At 43.3% G+C, this 18,318-nt stretch carries 10 protein-coding genes; 1 reads left to right on the top strand and 9 read right to left on the bottom strand.

The window, feature by feature from the left end:
- Positions 1–82: 82 nt before the first annotated feature.
- Positions 83–1,267: an alpha/beta hydrolase gene (locus MYF79_RS17525; RefSeq protein ID WP_247808949.1), complete on the top strand. Its 1,185-nt coding sequence runs from the start codon at positions 83–85 to the stop codon at positions 1,265–1,267.
- 44 nt (positions 1,268–1,311) lie between these two features.
- On the opposite strand, the gene MYF79_RS17520 is transcribed toward MYF79_RS17525, so the two are convergent.
- The 9 genes from MYF79_RS17520 to MYF79_RS17480 all read right to left on the bottom strand — a co-directional run bounded on the left by MYF79_RS17520 (position 1,312) and on the right by MYF79_RS17480 (position 18,254).
- Positions 1,312–1,890 (bottom strand): dihydrofolate reductase family protein, encoded by a 579-nt coding sequence (locus tag MYF79_RS17520; protein ID WP_247808948.1) that lies wholly within the window; start codon positions 1,888–1,890, stop codon positions 1,312–1,314.
- 185 nt (positions 1,891–2,075) lie between these two features.
- Complete coding sequence (locus tag MYF79_RS17515) at positions 2,076–6,533, bottom strand: WGR domain-containing protein (protein WP_247808947.1); 4,458 nt, start codon at positions 6,531–6,533, stop codon at positions 2,076–2,078.
- A gap of 89 nt (positions 6,534–6,622) precedes the next feature.
- The gene (locus MYF79_RS17510) at positions 6,623–7,150 is read right to left on the bottom strand and encodes a hypothetical protein (protein WP_247808946.1); all 528 of its coding nucleotides are present in this window, start codon (positions 7,148–7,150) and stop codon (positions 6,623–6,625) included.
- A gap of 59 nt (positions 7,151–7,209) precedes the next feature.
- Positions 7,210–7,965 (bottom strand): hypothetical protein, encoded by a 756-nt coding sequence (locus MYF79_RS17505; protein WP_247808945.1) that lies wholly within the window; start codon positions 7,963–7,965, stop codon positions 7,210–7,212.
- Positions 7,966–8,518: 553 nt separating this feature from the next.
- Positions 8,519–8,794 carry a hypothetical protein gene (locus MYF79_RS17500; RefSeq protein WP_247808944.1) on the bottom strand — a complete coding sequence of 92 codons (276 nt, stop codon included), beginning with the start codon at positions 8,792–8,794 and terminating at the stop codon, positions 8,519–8,521.
- Positions 8,795–9,002: 208 nt separating this feature from the next.
- Entirely contained in the window at positions 9,003–9,455 is a 453-nt protein-coding gene (locus MYF79_RS17495; protein ID WP_247808943.1) for a hypothetical protein, read from the bottom strand.
- A gap of 13 nt (positions 9,456–9,468) precedes the next feature.
- Entirely contained in the window at positions 9,469–13,887 is a 4,419-nt protein-coding gene (locus tag MYF79_RS17490; protein WP_247808942.1) for a DUF6443 domain-containing protein, read from the bottom strand.
- A 25-nt stretch (positions 13,888–13,912) separates the two neighbouring features.
- Positions 13,913–17,161, bottom strand: a complete 3,249-nt coding sequence (locus MYF79_RS17485) for an RHS repeat protein (protein WP_247808941.1) — start codon at positions 17,159–17,161, stop codon at positions 13,913–13,915.
- Between the two features lie 88 nt (positions 17,162–17,249).
- Positions 17,250–18,254, bottom strand: coding sequence for a tail fiber protein (locus tag MYF79_RS17480; RefSeq protein WP_247808940.1), 1,005 nt, complete (start codon positions 18,252–18,254; stop codon positions 17,250–17,252).
- Between the last annotated feature and the right edge of the window lie 64 nt (positions 18,255–18,318).

The raw sequence follows: 18,318 nt of genomic DNA, 5'->3' as shown, positions 1-18,318 counted from the left end.
ATTCATCATACCCCATCACTAAAGCACCGAAGCAACTTTGGGTATATTGATTCCAATCATGTGACTTAAATCCAGCAAAACAATGAAAAACACGCTTACCTTATCGCTGTTAGTGTTAATCGGGCTCATAACGTCCTGTACAAGTACACGCAAAAGGTCCCCGGTATATTCTCAGGAAGAAGCACGCGATTCCAGCGTCTCGGCTAGGGAAATTTCTGAGGAGGCATCGGCTACGGTGCCACCACCCGGTTACGATGCGCACGACTCTACTTCTTTAAAGCCTGCAACTGCCACGGCAGTCAAAATATTATATGGTACCGACAGGAAGGCTATAAGCTATGGAAAAGATCAGGTCCAATACGGGAATCAGCCTGGCAATCCGGGATCTGTTAAATATGATGTCGGATTCACAATAGTATCTGTTCCGCCAAATCATAAAGCCGGAATAACTGAAACACCCAGTATATGGAAACTGGAGTTTAGAGAGGATCCGAACAAGCATATGATACAAAGGAAAATCAGGGTTTTAACGGATAGTGAATTCAATTCAATGCTAAAACTTGCAGCGAGCGGTAAAGATGCATTTATTTTTGTCCATGGATATAATAACAGCTTTAAAGACGCTGCACTGAGAACAGCTCAATTAGCAGTAGACATCCATCTGCCAATTACTCCTATCATGTTTAGCTGGTCTTCAAATGGAAAAACGGCTAACTATATATCCGACGAAGATAAAGTTCAGTTAGCCGTTCCCGCATTTAAGGACTTCCTGAAACGCATATCAAAAGAAGGAAAGTTTAAAAATATTCACCTGATTGCACATAGCATGGGTAACCGGCTAATCAGTTATGCACTTTTACAACTGGAAAACGACACCACAAATCTAAAAATTGACCAGGTGATTATGGCGGCGCCGGATATTTATGCTGATCTATTTAAGATCAGTTACGCGGATGCCATTGTGAAAAAAGCAAAACATGTTACTGTATATTCTGCCAGAAACGACTGGGCTTTACTTGCATCCAAAAAGATCCATGGTAACCTGAGACTGGGTGAAGTCGGCATGCCGCCGCCCATTTACACATTCAGGAATATCGATATTATAGATGCTGTGGCGGAAAAAACAGATTTCCTGGGTCACGACAGGTTTGCACGGTCCAAAGTAATTCTTGCCGATATGGATTCAATACTGAAGAGCGGACGTAATGCAGCCGACAGGAAGATTCCCTTCAGAAAAATTGCTGATTATCTATATTATCACTTTTAGTGCAGTATAGGCATTACTTGCATTATACCACAATCCCCCAGGCCTTACGCGGGCAGGTAATTATGAACGACTATGCCACCAGGAAAATCCTTCACGGCTACCAGTTTCAGGTCCAGCGACTTTGCAAGACCGGTAAAGATTGGTAGTCCGGCGCCTAATGCCACGGGATGCACAGCCAGATGATATTCATCAATAAGGCCAGTATCTATCAGGCTGCGCATAAAACCAGCGCCGCCCAATGCAACTATGTTCTTTCCTGGCTCCTGTTTCAGTTGCTGAATACTTTCGGCAAGATCGCCGTCGAAGACCCGCGCCTTAGCCCAGGACTCAGTTGCTGGCAGAGAAGCATCGGCGGGAGGGACCTTAAATCCTTTTTGGGTAAATACGGCCTTGGGAATTTCATTCATCGGGGCGGCAAAAGGCCCTGTTGCAGTTGGCCAGTAAGGAGCCATTATCTCAAACGACTTCCTGCCCATAATAATCAGGCCAGCATCTGCCACCTGCCCGAGGCTCCACTCCCTTGACGCTTCATCCGAGCTCCTGAAAACCCAATCGTTCTCTCCATTTGGACCACCAACAAAACCGTCGACTGATATCGACATCTTCATAATTAGTTTGCGCATAATTGAAATATTTGTTGCTCAAAAATAGGCCATCCTCTGCTGGCGTTGCGGTGGGGAAATCGACAATGATGGGGGGTATTTGCGCCACAAGGCTGGTTATAGTCGCCAGCTGCCATAGAGAAGCGCATACATGAAAAAAGCCTGGTCTCTTATGGAACCAGGCCTTCCTGTAAATACTTCAGACACTACAATTTCACATGCTCAATATACTCATCACTTAATAATCCCTTCTCCTTCAGCTTCAGTTTACTGATCTTTGCAACCACCTTTTCCAGATCTTTCCTATAAGCCGGATCAAAGCTCATTGCCTTATTTAAGAGCAGGGCATGTGTTTCATAAAAAAGATTCAGCACACCCTTTTCCTCAATCGGCGATACCGTCTTCATGGTTATTTTTATGTGCTTAATTCCCTCCTCTATTCCTTTCAGATCTGTTGCTGTTTCGTAGCAATGGTAAGCCAGGTTATTGTGTGCACTGCGTAGTGCGGCGCGGATAGGATTGAACTCTTCCAGGTAATCCCACAAAGTGAGCTTACCCAGTTCAGTAATAGTGTTGCGGCACAATGCAAGCGATTCCTCTTTCCTGCCGGCTTCGTAGAGCGCGTAACGCTGGTAATCCCATACATATGCCCACAAGCTCATTTCAGAACATTGTGCATCCCTGAGCAGCTTTTCTGCCTGTTCTAGTATTTCAATTGCCTGCGTATAATTTTTATCTTGCACCAGTAATGTTGCTTCGTGCATCTGCCGCTTAAATTCTTCGCGGCTGAATTCATATACACCTGGCACATCGGGCAACCGGAAGCTGGCATAAGGATATGTCAACCAATTTTCATCCTCAATTTTCTGCGTTTTTGCGATATCCTGCGATTTACGATAATATTCGGTAGCCTTAACTGTATTGTTCTGAAGATGATAAGCCCAGCCGAGATAATAAACAGATTGATGCAGGTAAGACGGCTCAACGTTCTTAATACCTTCGACCTCCGATAATTGCTTTATTGCCTCTTCATACCTCTTATCCATGATCAGTCCCAATCCCTGGTTCAAAAGCAGATAATCCGCGGCAAACCTGTTCTTGTACTTCTTAACAAGCATTTCATAGACTGCAGCATATTGTGCGTGCGGAATATACTTACTTAGTTGCTGATCGCTCAAAACTGCGCCGGCACAAAAATCTATGGTACGCAACGCAAGGGGTACAAATTTAATGTTAGTGATATCCCGGCGGATTGCCAGTTCGCATACCTTTGCTGTACGCATTGGCAGGGGAACATATTCAAGTGCCGTGCCATAGTCCAGCGAACAAGCCGTTTCACACATTTCCTGTGTTACAAAATGTTTCGGCACAAACTCAAAATCGTATGAGTTCATCTTCACCGCAATATCACAGATCCTCTGTGTCAGGTATTTCTGTGGCACATCATAGATGCGTTCACTGTTGCCGGATTTATTGTCGGTGATGGCCTTAATAATGAAGTCTTCATCCCAGAAGCAGGCCCAAACCTTACTGAAAGTATCATAGTCAAACTCCGCTTGCACAAAGTATTCATCCGTTATCTTGCTACGCTCTTCCCAACCGGCGGCTGCCGCCTTCTCATTGAATCCGGGTAACTGTCCAAGGTGCTTCCTGTAATAAGCAAAGCTATGTTTGTTGATACGATCCATCTCTACATATTCGAAGATGTCCATACCATATTTTTTTACGTTATTTCCCATCCTTTCCATATCAGACTGAGATCCAAAACGCCATCTCTCCCTGTCGTACAGTTCAACAATAAAAGGCCACTCAGGATCCTGCCCGTACTTTCTGACAGCATACTGGTATATTTCAGTATCTACCAGTTTCGCGGGAATGTTTTTAATTACATGAATACCCAGGTCAATGGCCTGTATAATGTATGTATTGGTATAGTATTTTGAAGGCAGATCCTTACAGTGCGTACTTTGCAGATTGCCGCCGGCGATGAGCGCAACATTCATCCGCTCGTCTTTGAATGCGGCCGGTACATGGTTATAGTTGTATTGATTGCCACTTACTGCACGGAAGCATAGATCATAGGTTAAATGCTCCTCTGGCACACAGGAAAGGTCTATGCCATGCGGATGTACCGCGTAGATCTCTTCTGAAAGGAATGCAGCAGGGATCTCCTGGTAGAAACAGGGCTCCTCCCTGTTGACCGCCAGCAGGATAATAGCCGGCGTATACAGTTCCGGTTTGAAATACGTGATCACCCGTCCCCTTACGTCGTATTCACCTTTCGTCTGATGTTCGAGCAAAGCCTGTAGCATATCTCTGGTACGGTATTGTTCCGGGATATTTAACAGCTTGGCGCCAAGCCATTCATCGGGGAATTTCCCGGTCTTTTTATACATATCCGGACCATACTTAGCCAGCATGTCAGTAAAGTACTGATCCCAGTATGCCTGGTCTTTTACTGCCGACACCGGGGCTTGCGCATCCCAGTTCACGGTCACAGCATCACCGTATATATAGCGGAGACTGGTATGCTCCGTATAAGGTTGCGCTCTGCTGCTCTTTTGGGCAGCCTCTTTGTAATAGTTATCCGCCTTTTTCCCGTCCCCCTGCAGGTGATAAACCAATCCCAGTAACCAGTTGTTCGTAAAGATGCTCTTTATGTCAACAGATCGTTCCAGGTAACCTTTGGCTGCATCCAGTTGCTGCTGATAGATCAATGCTTCTCCCAATACCCTCAGGGCAAAATACGCTGAGTTGCTCTTTTGCAGTGCCCGATGCGCTAATTCGATAGCCTTCTCATATTCACCGATCTGTACGGCACACAAAGCAGCTTCCTCCATACAGGCCAGCTCATATTTCACCTTCTCCGGTGTGTAAGGAATACCTTTGACAAACGTCTCCATGGCCTGTTTATAAGCCTTCTGCTCAAACAGGCATTTACCTGCATGATAATAGGCAAGATAGTAACCCGGAGATTTTGTGAATGCGGCTTTAAAAAGCTGATACGCCCCCGCAACATCCTCCTGATCCTTCAGTCGCACACCTTCACGGGTCAGTTTAATACCCTCTAAAGTGACGCCTTTCTGTAAAACGGGCTGATTGCTCTTCAGCGCCTCGTACACTGATCGTGTATTGATATTCAGTGTATCATGATGGGATTCGTCCAATGTATAACAGAGCTCCGGAACGAATGCATAGGCATAATCATGCCAGGCAAGGAAGGCGTTGTCTGTTGTATAAGCCGTTAGCTCATCATAATTGTACAGGGCTGTGATCAGCGTTTCCGGTGCAAACTCAAAACAGTGCAGGCCATAGAACCAGGAGAAGAAATAGGGTGCATTGACGGTCCGGGTGGGCATGGAATGTACCACTTCATCATCCTCGGCCCAGGCGTAAGCAACATAGCGGATGGTCTCGGTCCCCACTGTTTTCTGGAAATATCCCAGTTCCAGGAAGTCAATGTTCGTATCGCCGGTAACATAATAGGCATAAGCGGAGCCATAGGAAGACGCGACCTTGCCCTCTATCGTCATATTGCCACGTACCACAACCAGACCGGTATTAACATGTGGGATTTTCAGATCTCCATCGATATGCAGGTCCCCGTCGCAGTAATAAATATCGTTATTGTATTCTTCAAAATATTCCCGCTCACTCTCATAATTCTCAGCATAGGAATTATCTTCATCTTCCCAGTAGTCAAATAACTGATCCAATTCCAGGGCTTCCAGCGCTTCACGATAGGAAACAGCTTTCAAACCATGCTTTTCGAGGAAGGCCTGTGTTTCTTTATTTTCGTCCTCTTCCCCGGCCTCATCGCCAACGGCTTCGGCTTCATTTGTGCCTGTATTAACTGTTATGGTGTTGAAGGCGGCAGTACCCATTATGGATTTCAGGGCAGTCTTTGCTTCCAATACAGGCGATAATGCCTGTAGAAAGGCCTCATCACTGGTATTCCTTAGCGCCTGCGGGAAATGAACAACATGTATTATCCCTAAAGGATCGCTGACAAATATCCTCATTTCATCTCCGCTGATGATCATTCCCAACACCCAGCATCCCTTCGATAAGAAACCTGCCTCTTCATCGAGCAGTTTGAACTTACATCTGTAGAAGTTTTGATAGAAGGTCAGGAGCCCATGCAGGTTATTGCCGTTAACACCTCCAGCATTATAACAATATACTGCACAAATAAAATCGTCTTTACTAAAAAAGAGCGAGCCCTTTTCCAGCCAGAAATCAACGAATGCTTCCGGCATCTGAAAACCGGCAGCTGCTTCCATTTCTTCAATGTTTTCGTCCGTTACGGGAACGGTTTCCAGTTCTCCCGGATATTTGCCATCAGCGAGATATTGGGCAAGCGCCAGCAGGTCGTTAAATAAATGCCGGGGGAGTGTATCGCCAGGAATTTCGGGAGTTATTGCGTCTGTACTAAGTATCTGGTCAGCAGCTTCTTCAGCCAGCCGGCTATACCCTTTCTTTATCTTCTCGGCGATCAGCTTTTCAGCGGCCTTTTTACATTCATCTTCTGACGTGTATTCCTTTGTTTGAGTTTGTCCCTCGGTACCAGCCTTACCAAAATAAACGGTGAACTGATTACCTGTAATTTCAATGTCCCAGAATTTATTCGATTTACCATCCTGGTAAATAAACTTGCTTCTCATGTAAGTTCCTTATTGTTCCTGTTATTACTTTACCAATTATGGCGGTGTTGGGCTATGCATAGTCAGCACAGTACATTTATGCAGAGGGGTTATTGGCCTATTGCATTCATCAACATGTTACCAGCTTCCGCTATTATATTCGGGTCGATTTCGGAGGTTTTATTAGTCAGCCTGAAAGATGCCTGCTGTCCGGCAAACTCCAAATGTGCCATCACGCTTCCGCTTCCCCAGAAATGGTCATAAATAATGGCGATACCTTCATCACCCGCTTCCAGGTAAGTTGCTATACTTTTAACCCAGGCCAGCATAGGCAGGATCTCCGTATAGTTATGAGAGAGAAATGCGATAGCCAGCTGCCATTCGCCCTGATCCGTTTCCCGTTCGCGCGTTCCTGTTTGTGGATCTGACAGATATGAGTCAGCGAGACCACGATTCGTCTTTAGCCAGGCATAGATGGGAACTTTTGTCAAGGGCGACTTGGAGTGCATTTTACGGCTGTCCCACCATGACGTCCAATCCTGATCAATTTGCGGGGCTATTGGTTTTTCGCTGAAGAAACTTTGGAGGTTTTCCTTGCTGGTTTTGATTTTTAGGTAGAGAGAGCGAGGCTCAGACATATGGATTGTATTTTAATCAGGGCGAAATATATTGTGATCTTTTTACATTTGCAAGGGGCTCATTCATCACGGTCTACCAACGTGGCTTCAAAGGTCTCCACCTTCTTCTGGGTTAGATTTACTCTTGCGTCCAGGTTAGCCTTATGCCCCTGGTAAATGCGAATGATACCATTCAACAATGCTGATACCGATGCGATATCCTTCCGCACAAGGTCGACGTAGACCATTTTATCTCCGTTTTCTCTGCGATAGCCGACATACTGACGGTAATACAGGGGCAGTTCAAGGTTCGCATATCTCTTCCGTAGCTTGATCACCTGCTCCACCTGTAGTTGCAGGATCTTTTCAGTTAACTCTATGTCTTTACAGCCAAGGTCAATGTATTCAATGTCCCCATAATCTATTGTTTGAACATGGGCTACCTCCTTATGGAATACAAAGCCCTGATAACCCTTCCCTTCACATAGAAATGAAGGAAGCTTTTCATGCATATGCTTATACATCCAAACAACATCCTGTGCTTTTGCTGTCAGGTCGCATATCAGGGCCTGGTTCCTTACTGTCTTCAAGGGGATCAGGGGATGGTCCAAAATGTTCAGCTTATAGTCGATATGTTCAGACTTCAATACAATGCGGAGATTTTTGTAGAAGTCTTCTGCAACACCTGGAGTTACATAACCGTTCTGCTTATCTAATGCAAGGGGCGTAAATTCGTTGTAGGTGTAGGTGAGATATAGCCACCAGGATGCAGCGGCGATACAAATGGCTGATAATAAGGTGATGATTGAGATATTAAGATTTTTTTTCTTAGGCATAGGTATGGAGGATTGGGACTCAATAATAAGTAAACTTGCGAGATTATTAACATCTCAAACTCTCGGCTAGGCAAGCCAACATGTAACAAGCAAGAGGCAATATCCACAGCTGATTATAAAACTAATTGTTCCATATTCTTAACATCACCTGGGGCGGTTAAAGAATGGATATCTCTTGTTGTATATCACATCGATCGAATCCCCGGGCAAAAGTTTCGAGTCATGTGAGTCATTCGTATATGATTGACCATTTACAAAAAACTTATAGGAATTTGAATGCTCATGACTGACAGGGCTATTACCCCAAAAATTTTGCTCATCAATAATCACGGCCCTAATAGCAACGGTATCGCTCATTAAATACATAATGGTCGCCTGTCTGACACCAATTTTATACAAGATGTAAACCAGCATTCCGGCAAACAATATTATGTATCCATATTTTCTCATTACATTCTCCATGGTAGATATCATCGCGGCTCCAGGTTCCCTTCACTATCATTTAAACACCTCTTGTTGAGACAGGCACGCTAAACCGTTGATTTGTTGCTTATCAAGCCAGAGCGCCATTCTCATAATGAAAATGCTCCTGTCCGGCAGAAGTAAATTTACCTACGAACTCGGGATTTGAGTGTTCTTCCTTTTGTAGCTTAAAAACGCCTGATTTAATTGCCCAGTCAAAGACCCCAACATTAACGGGATATGCTGTTAAAACACCCGTTAGTTTATGTAAAAAGATCCATTCCTCTGCAAGTTTTCTTTCGGTAAAAACACCGCTGGCAAACCGTCCGTTAATACCATGAAATATCCAAATCAAATTAATATTCATAATTCTTATTTCCCATTAAGTGGACCTCTTATGTGTTGCTATTCAGCTTTCCTTCATCTCTCATAGAGCTTCTTACGATATAAACAAAATACATCCAAGAGCTTCCATAGATCTGTGTATGCAGCAAGGAAGCTCTTGGATGAAACACATCAGCAAAAGATAAGGCTGCTACTCTGCACTTCAAGTAGACTCCGGTATGTTATTTATATTACTTATGTACTTCCTTATAAAAAATGTCAGGATTTCTCAAATTAGCTTTACTAATATTTGCTTTTTTTAACGCATCTTTAAACGCCTCATGCGATTCAAATGATTGCTCTAGCAAAGAGTCTGGAGTTATAACAAACCAAAGTTCATTATATTGAACATTCTTTACTTCCGTACCGCCTTTAGAATAAATAAAAATCCTTCCTTTAGCTGTATCAACCCCTTGCACATTATGTATAGACAGTGTTAGCAGACTCGTTGTCTGTAATTCCAGGCGCCATTCTGTATCATCCACTTTAATAAGCTTATAAGGCTTTATCAATGGAATGTTAAGTCTATCAAACACGTTATCTTGAGAATAAAAAGGATCTACGTTTTTCTTATTGATTCCGGACTGTTTGCAACCGAAACACAACAAAGCCGTAAAACTCAAAACGATAAAAGTATTCTTCATTTTACATTAATTTTTATTGGATTTGCGTACTCCAACTGCCCTTTACCTGCAAGTTATCAGCACCTCGTAACACATCATGATACGCACCACCTAACACGGTTGTAACTTTATTATATGCAGGCGTATGGTTTGCACCTGGTCTAAGGTCGAGTACATCACTCACATAATGATTCAATATAATAGTGCCATCATCCTTAACAACTGCGTCTGTCTGTACTGTAGCATGCCTTAATGTCCATGTTAATGGATTAGCTGCCACGTCCCATGTCTCTTCATGCAAGAGTGGATTTTCATCCGATAAACCAAACCAATCCTCTCCTTTTGCTCTTTTCCCTCCAAATTCCAATTGCTCACCCGTATTAGAATAAATGAACCGAAGTCTTTTGTATCGCGGATCGGCTTTGATAATTGCGACTATTCTTCTTTGATGCTCAATCATCTCAGGATCTTTTTTAACTCTTTCCAACAAATCCCCTGTCAACCAAATCATATTTCTTCTTAACATTGAATTCATTCCTAGTTCCCTTAGATTACTAACGTTCGCGGAAGCAGCAGAAAAATGACTAACATATCGACGCCATAAACGGCCTATACCGGTTTGTTGGTCAGATACATTATTTGTTGTGCTTTGTGGACGTTTTGCTGTAACAACAACCTCATTTAGTAAGTGTCCAGTAACTCCATTGATAGTCGTATCTTTCAAGCCTAAAGGATCATTCCTGTTTATTGGATTGTTACTTGAGAAAACATATGCTGATAAGCTTAAAGACAAATCAGTCAATGGGTCCATCTGATGAAATCTAGCGATTTGGGCATCATATAGTCTATTAACAGCATCGTAAAGCTCCAAACCACCGCCTTCACCAAATTCGTTTGTTTGCAATTCATTTGCTCCATTGAACTTATATCTATTGTCTAATTTTACAGCCGCCTTGCTGGAAATCCCCGCCATCGTCAACCCATACGGATAATAATGCGTCTCCTCCAACAACGGTCCACTATTCACCGCTAAAACGACATTATCAAAGAACACGTCCTGCTGACTCTCGTTACTGGTATAAACATACAAAAATCCACTTTTTTCAACAGCCATCTTGTCCACCCCCAGTTCCTGCAGCTCGTCCGGACTCTCCTTCACTTGTCTTACTCCACTATTATCTTCCACTAATTTAAAATCATCGTCGAATAAAACAAAGTTTAAATAAGCCTTTGGACGACTTGTTGCACCATTATCTTGATCCCTTTCTTTTAACCGCTGATAATTATTGTTATAAAAATCTGCGTTAAAAGGTGTATTGTTAGCTATTGCATCGGAAGCATGCGACCCGTTTTCACTTGCTACACCTCCAAATGCCTGCACCAGACCTGCCACCATATCTTCTACCGGGGCTTTTCCATTATTATTCGTCGGTCCCTGAGACTTGTAAAATGCCTTTGCCTTGATCTGAACGGTATCACCGGCCATTATACGTAACACTAATGAAGGACCGACCTTCTTCCCTCCTGCTTTCGCATTTAGCTTCGCCGCAAACTTGTTCTTTTCCGTAGTCTGATCTGCAGGATAGCCGGAAGGCACCTCTGTACGCGTCTCCTCTACGTTGCTGAACAATGCCACTTCCTGAGCAGCCACCTCCGTTTCCATTGTGGCAGCATACATAGTAAAATCAGTCTGATCAGTTAGAACAGTTCTCACGTTCCCCAAATGATCTTTCTCGAAATAATCGTAAGCATATTGCAGCGCTTGCCCACTTTTGTAAACAGGACGGATACGACCTTCTTCATGACTTATCAGCTCCAGACTATCCTGCCTGTATACAAATGCTCCCGCATAATCGGTTATAGTCGTCTTTGAAGGGGTGTTGGTGTTATCTACCACAGTCTTACTCACTTTATTCCCGGAAGCATCATACTGGTATGTAATTGTTCCCTTACCCGCAATCGTAATTACAGCAGGCAGGTTCAGATGATTGTACACAATTGAACTAATGTGCTTATTGGAATCAGCCACCATATTACCATTACCATCATAGAAATAGTCGTTACCACTATTACTGCCGTCAATAAAGTCGCCCAGTTTTGCGGATGCTGTCTTTGCAGGATTAGGATCAGCTACTGCTGCCAGCTTATTGCTATTAGCCAAGTAGGTATAGCTTAGGCGGTCAATCGTATCGATTTTTGTCCCAATCATCCCCTTCTGCCACATGGATTTAATGTTACCATTGGCATCGTAGGTAAGATTGCTAACTGTGAAGTCTTTTTTGTCCTGTGCCCAGCTACCTCCATTCTTCTGTGTGAAGTATGCACCAGTCAGGCGATTGGCTTTATCATAGCTATATCCATAAGCCCAGGCACTATCTGCACGGGTCTTCCATTTAACGCCAGATATGTTACCATTATACTGGCTGGAATCAAATCCATAATCATAGCTTAATTCCTGGCCAAACCAGTTGGATGTACTTGTACCGCTATTTACGAAGTTCTTATTGATGCCTTGTAACCAACCGCGGATGTTGTAAGTATAATTTAAACTGTCAATTACACTACCGGAAGAATTTACTCCCAGGCGTTTCAATTTCAATTGTCCCAGTTCATCGTAACTGTTTGCAGTGATCAACCTTTCCTGGGTCACATCATCATTTAACCGTTTCCTCACTGTAAGCAATCGACCGCCATGATCGTAGGTCATAATTGTCAGCAAGGTACTTTGGGACGTAAGGCTTTTAGGATTTTGATGACGAAGGTAAGTTGCCAGTACAGCTCCTTTGAAGTTGTACAGCGTTGTCAGTACATCTTTACCTCCCAGGTTATTTTCACTTAATACCTGAATGGCACGGCCCTTATCATTGTAATATGCAGTTGTTGTTAACCACTTATTGGTTCCTAATACCCTCACTTTACTTCCCGTCACTAATCCTGTAGTCATACTACTTACAGGCAGCTTCTCAGGATATAAAGTATCGGCAGCTATTAACTTTCCAGTGTCAGTTGACATAAAAGCCAACTTGCCGGAATAGTTATAGTTGTCGTAGAAGGTATATGTCAGAGGCGTCAGTGCGGATGCCGCTATATTAGGCAATGGATTTGTAGCGGCAATCACGGTAGTATCCCCCGCAGCGGCAGGATCAATTTTTGCTTCTGTTTCTGCGCCTGCGCCGGAATCAAATTCACCCAACATAGTAACGCTGTTGGTGGCTGTATATAATGGACTTCCATCATGGGTATACAAGGCCAGGTCAGCTTCTGCCGGCGCTACATAGGAAATGGCCTGCGAAGCCGGAGCCCTGTTCATCCTTGCCTGTAAAGTATCTCTTGTAGCAGTTCCCTGATAAATAGCTGTCATGGTTGGACGGTTCAACTCATCGTAAAATGTCACCAGCCACTCCATAGGAGATTTTGTCCGCTGCACAGAATCCTGCGTAAATACAAGCCTGTCGCGCAGATCATATACCATGAATACTCTTCCCGCGCCGGGTACTTTTTTTACCACCATACGCTGCCTTGCATCGTATTGATACTGGAAACATAACTCATCTGCGATCGCTGTGCTTATTGTCCAGGAGCCCTTTATAGCATCTACAGCCAATGGAGGTATAACGAAGCGGAGATTACCCAGATCATCGTACACATAGTAGGTGCATAACCAGCCTATATGCCCCGTACCGGGGTTAGCTGCTATCTGCACTTTCTTTAATATAACCTGGCCTTGTTTGTCCTTATACTCTATGACCTGGCTGCCTTGCTCGTCCACAGTCGCATTTTCCTGTAACTGCCCTGCAGCATAATTGCCGGCGCTGGTAGGTATACCCGTTCCAATATTCCACAGTCTCACTGAATCAGTCACGGTGTTCACCTGATACCGCGCTTCCACAGGACGATTCACCCAACTATTACCTGGCGCATAAGTTTTAAGCGGTCTGTTAAGCGGGGACTGTTCAAACTGTTGCTGGCTATAGAAAATATTCTCCCCTGTAATGCCAGGGTTAAGCACCCCGTTCTGATAAAATGCTTTCTGCGCATTAAAGGGATCTGTCTTAAACTTTCCATCGCTCAGATTACCGGATTGCTGCACATAGGGAAGATACTTGTACTGTTCCCGCCCATAAGGATCATATATCACCGGCGCCACCAGGTCCTTTCCGCCGCTACTAATTCCTTTCGAAACTGTCTGTATCGGACGACCAAGACCGTCAACGTATTGAGTGGTCTGTTTGACCTCCCTCACCTTCCTTGCTGCAGATACCACTGCAGTAGTATCTGTCAATGGCATATCGGGTTCCCAGGTGCGAATATAACTAACAGAGGTAGTAGTATATGCCGTAGGAACCGTGACGGCTATTGCCGTATTGCGTGTTCCACCCGGCTTATTTTGTGCCTGCAGAGTATGATTCAGCGTAAGTAACAAGCCAGATATATAAATAAGTATTCTCTTCATATAACTTATTTTCAACGGATAGGGGTTATCGTGTGATTGGTATTGAGTACTGGTAATCAAATACCTTTAGGACCTTTCCATCTTTATCTTTTATAACCTTAAGACGGCCAAGTCCATCATATTCGTAGTAGGTTGTTTTCCCTGAGGGATCTGTTTCGCTCGTAATCCCAACTAATGGTGAATAGGTATAGCTAGATACCAGAGCATTTTTACCCGCCAATCCAACGCGGATTTTATCTAACTCCATCCTGAGCTGCTGATCAGAAGATGGACTATTCAAAATATTCATATTTACAAAACTACTAGCGGTAGCATAATCAGTTCCAACTATTTTTGCAACAGGATACAGACTTCTGTACCCCCATAAAAAAACCTGGTGTACATCTCCGGATTTCGACTGTTCTAATAGCTTACCTGCCGCATTATATTTATGAAATTCAACTCTTTTCTCCATTATATTATTGCCAGTCTGTGTACTTTGAGTTTGTGGCAGCACTAAATTCTCTGGGGTAATTGTGTACCCTGTTTTGCTCTGGGCTATGTTTGTATTATCTCTAACAAACTGTTTTAAAAGAACAGGTGTAATTATATTCTGTGCTATTAGCGTTTGCCTGGCTGATTCTTCTCCTCCATTAAAAGCCAAATCAGCGGGGTAAAAATTCTTAACAACTTCAACCTTATTATCGCTGGAAGTAGATGTAATGCTGGTAGGCATTGCATGAGAAACGTTGCCATATTCCGTAATTTCTAAACGTTCCATGTAAGCGGAACCAGTATCGTCATAAGTACGTGTCTTCACACTGTCCACATAGGACCAGTTTTTAAAATGAGAATAAGACAACAGGTCAAATGCCTCAATCTCGTTCTGAGAAGGAGGATCACTTTGACAATCTCTGACATATTTCTCATTTACTACATAAGAAACGTATTCGCTGTCTACTCTGCTATCTTCTTTAAAATGAGTAAATGTCTCCTGGACAGGGACATTAACTGAACCATTCTTTTTAAATATAAATTGATAAACTTCCCTGCCATTCTTCCAACTATAACTGGTAAAGGGCGCACTTGCAATATTATCACCCATCAAATTGTTTCCAGGTATATCATTAGCCACTGTATATGTATGTTCTATACCTCCCCCTTCAAAATTTTCTCCTACTCCTTCTACCACAGTACGATACATAACCGGTGCCCCACCGTATACATATAAATTCTGCTGCGTATTAGAATACAACGCATAATACTGACAGGATGTATAAGAACACGTTGTAGGATCACAACCAATTTTAGTAGTAAGCGGCTTAAAGTACGTCGTTCTAAATAAATAAACGGCTGAAGACCGTGCGGTATCAGCCAATGAGTTATAGTAATATCGTCGTACAACATCCGGCGATGATTTACTTCGACTAATAGTCTTTTTTATACGGATACCCGCAGCAGGCATATTCTTATACGTATATGTTACGGGGCCATCTAAATATCGAAGTGTACTGCTCACCTGTGTCTGAACGCCGGAAGCCCTTACCTGCATATAGTAGCTAATTCCTTTGCCTAAAGGAATGGTAGCGGAAAGAGGCTCCGTAGGAGTAACCGATCTGCTGAATACAGCTGTTCCTGATGGCAACTTAATAATTGATACCGTTCCTCTATTATGGATTGGGTCGTCACCATCACTACTTGCACTGGCGTATATTGTAACGTGTTGATCCTCACTAATCAATACCGTGTCTGAATTTGCAACTTGCATACCGCCGGAAACATCCGAGCTGTAAGCATCTGCAACAAGAATGCCGGTTGGCGGCGGTATCGCCACCTCCTCATAGGTGGTATTTCCTTCATAAATAAGGGTATCTTCCCCTCCCGTAGGATATATGACCTTGGCGAGCATACCCCGTGAACTATATTCCGGATCAGGTTCCCTATCAGCGTTTGCCTGTGGCAGGTACTCCGAAAGCCAGTCATCTTTCGAAGTGGTTAGCAGTGTATTATTGTTTCTACCATTGAAATAGCCATAATGATCTTGGGCAAAGGCTAGTCTTGGGGGTAGATTACTTATATTATTGTACTGAAACATGTGTGTTTTCACCTGTACAGAATCAGCGGATCGTTCAATGAACTTAGTTAGAAATGGTCTGTAAAACAATTCATTCTTCGTCTGGTAAGAATTACTAAATCCATTCGCGACCGCCTGCGTATACTCAAGGTTGAATACTCTCGCTACACTGCCATCGGGACGATAAATTTCAATCCTCGCTAATAAGCTATCGTTCAGGTCTGATCTTCCAGTATAGAAAAATCTAACTCTTGCGCCTCCTGAAGATTTTATCTCTCTCAACAACACTCCATCCGTCGTGAGGGAGGTCACGCAGGTAGTATTTTGATAACTAGGGCATGTAGTACAGCCCCCCGGATTAAAAACTTTATAAAAAGCGCTTTGACTAATGCCGGTATAATAGCTCATCCGAACCGGATCATAGAAAAGATTAACTGTATCCCTATTGGGATGTATTATTTTCTTAAGATACCACGACGTTACAGCAGCGTTCCTATATATTTTACCACATCCTGCACCTGTCTGACTTTTATTTGTAATTTCCTTTGCTTCTCCTCCAAAAAAATATTGTATACCGTCGCCGGAAATAATACGAAAATTCCAATCCGACGAATTGAAATCATTCTCAATTTTAATATTTGAGTGTGTCAACAGTACCGGATGCATACTATCATCCAATATAAATTTCCCTGAGTAACCATTGAAGTTAAATGAAAATAGATCCTGTTCACTGTCAAAATTATTGGCATCATCACTGGCTAAAGTATGTAGATAATCCAGCGTGGCTTTTGTAGGTTCAGGAAAACCTGTCGGGGGCTTCAATCGCTGAGAAGACTCATCTATTTGCCCGTAAACAGTGCGCGTTATAACACCACCGGCATTTAAGATCCAGCCGTTCCCTACCCGTGATGCAATTTCATCAACCCTAAACCCATTACTACTGTAACTTAGAGAAACAGGCAAAGTAAGATTACTTGATTGATAACTGTATATCGGTATCGCTACATTTGCCATGCCGCTCGAAAGAGAGACATCAATATCTCCATATTTACCTAAAGAAGCCGCATTAGGGGAAGGAGGTATTACTTCTATCAATTTAGATAAATTGCCTAGATCACCGTCAATTCGCTGTGCAAAAACAGATGTATGAACAAATACTATAAGCAATAATAATGCTATCTTATGGACACGAGTTATGCCCACATGCAAAAGGAAAAGCATATGATTTATTTTATTTCAATTTCTTAACTATTTAGCCTCCAATGACTGTTGTCGTCCTTTCGTATCTAATGCCCCACCTGTCAGTCTGCTACCTTTGCTGCAGTTCTTCCAATTTTTTTTCCAACAATCGCATTTTCTCTTCCAACTCCTTATTCCGCCTGCTCTCTTCTATCACATGCAAGGTCAACTCCTCAATCTTCTGCAACAAGATCCTATTCATCTCTCCCAGGTCAACTCCATCTTTCGCTACTTCCTTCGCCGAAGGCACATCCGGCAGATGTTTATTAGCCTTGATATAACTTTCCAGATCAGCTAAAGAAGGCAACTGATAATCAGGCTCAAACACAAAATCCGCCCAGGAAGTCTGTGTAACCTTCACCCTCCTGGCTCCTATAGTTCCTTCAACCGCCAGCTTATTAGTACCCGGATCAATCGTGCCAATACCTACATTTCCGTTTCCTTTGATCCTCATCGCCTCGCCCCAGGCAAGCCCTCCTGTACGCTGACCGAAAACGATATCCGGCGCAGGTGCGGTCCCTTTGTTAGATGTAATACCAATATATGCAGCGTTCCTGTAACCACTTCCGTTTACCGCACTCATAAAAAAATGGGCGGCGGAACCATCAACTGCAGAATTGTTATTGATTTGCACAATGCCTCCGGGGGGCACCGATGCTGCACCTGTAGGCGTATAAACAATGGAAGATGTATCCACAATATCCATTCTTCTCCCTGGTGCCTGTGCATTGATTCCAATGTATCCCGTGCTTGTGATCCTCATTCGTTCCACCCAGTTGGTACCGTCGTGTATCCACGTTGCAAGTCCTGGATTAGTTCCTCCGGTTAATTGTAAATTGGCGCCCCTGGTTTCAGCGACATTTGTTAAACGGACACCCAGGACTACCCCGTCATACCCCTCCTTCGGCAAAACAATACCATTCCCATATTTCCCTAAGCCTGTTATCCAGAAATTGGCGTTCTGGGCCTGCGCAGTATTATTCTGGATATAATCATTTGTGATCTGAGCTTTTGCGGAAAAAGAAGTTCCTACTACAATGGCTAACAAACTTGTAACCTTTAAGAGTGATTTCATTGGTATGAGATTTATTTATAAAAATATTGTACACGAATTATGTATATTGACTCCTGCCACGGCC

The organism is Chitinophaga filiformis, assembly GCF_023100805.1.
GTDB classification, from domain to species: Bacteria; Bacteroidota; Bacteroidia; order Chitinophagales; family Chitinophagaceae; genus Chitinophaga; species Chitinophaga filiformis_B.
The sequence above is the reverse complement of the archived record's forward strand: the minus strand, read 5'-3'. Positions and strand labels throughout refer to the sequence as shown.

Coding starts and splice junctions, on each gene's coding strand:
- MYF79_RS17525 (WP_247808949.1), top strand. CDS start 83: ATGAAAAACACGCTTACCTTATCGCTGTTAGTGTTAATCGGGCTCATA.
- MYF79_RS17510 (WP_247808946.1), bottom strand. CDS start 7,150: ATGTCTGAGCCTCGCTCTCTCTACCTAAAAATCAAAACCAGCAAGGAA.
- MYF79_RS17520 (WP_247808948.1), bottom strand. CDS start 1,890: ATGCGCAAACTAATTATGAAGATGTCGATATCAGTCGACGGTTTTGTT.
- MYF79_RS17505 (WP_247808945.1), bottom strand. CDS start 7,965: ATGCCTAAGAAAAAAAATCTTAATATCTCAATCATCACCTTATTATCA.
- MYF79_RS17515 (WP_247808947.1), bottom strand. CDS start 6,533: ATGAGAAGCAAGTTTATTTACCAGGATGGTAAATCGAATAAATTCTGG.
- MYF79_RS17495 (WP_247808943.1), bottom strand. CDS start 9,455: ATGAAGAATACTTTTATCGTTTTGAGTTTTACGGCTTTGTTGTGTTTC.
- MYF79_RS17500 (WP_247808944.1), bottom strand. CDS start 8,794: ATGAATATTAATTTGATTTGGATATTTCATGGTATTAACGGACGGTTT.
- MYF79_RS17485 (WP_247808941.1), bottom strand. CDS start 17,161: ATGCTTTTCCTTTTGCATGTGGGCATAACTCGTGTCCATAAGATAGCA.
- MYF79_RS17480 (WP_247808940.1), bottom strand. CDS start 18,254: ATGAAATCACTCTTAAAGGTTACAAGTTTGTTAGCCATTGTAGTAGGA.
- MYF79_RS17490 (WP_247808942.1), bottom strand. CDS start 13,887: ATGAAGAGAATACTTATTTATATATCTGGCTTGTTACTTACGCTGAAT.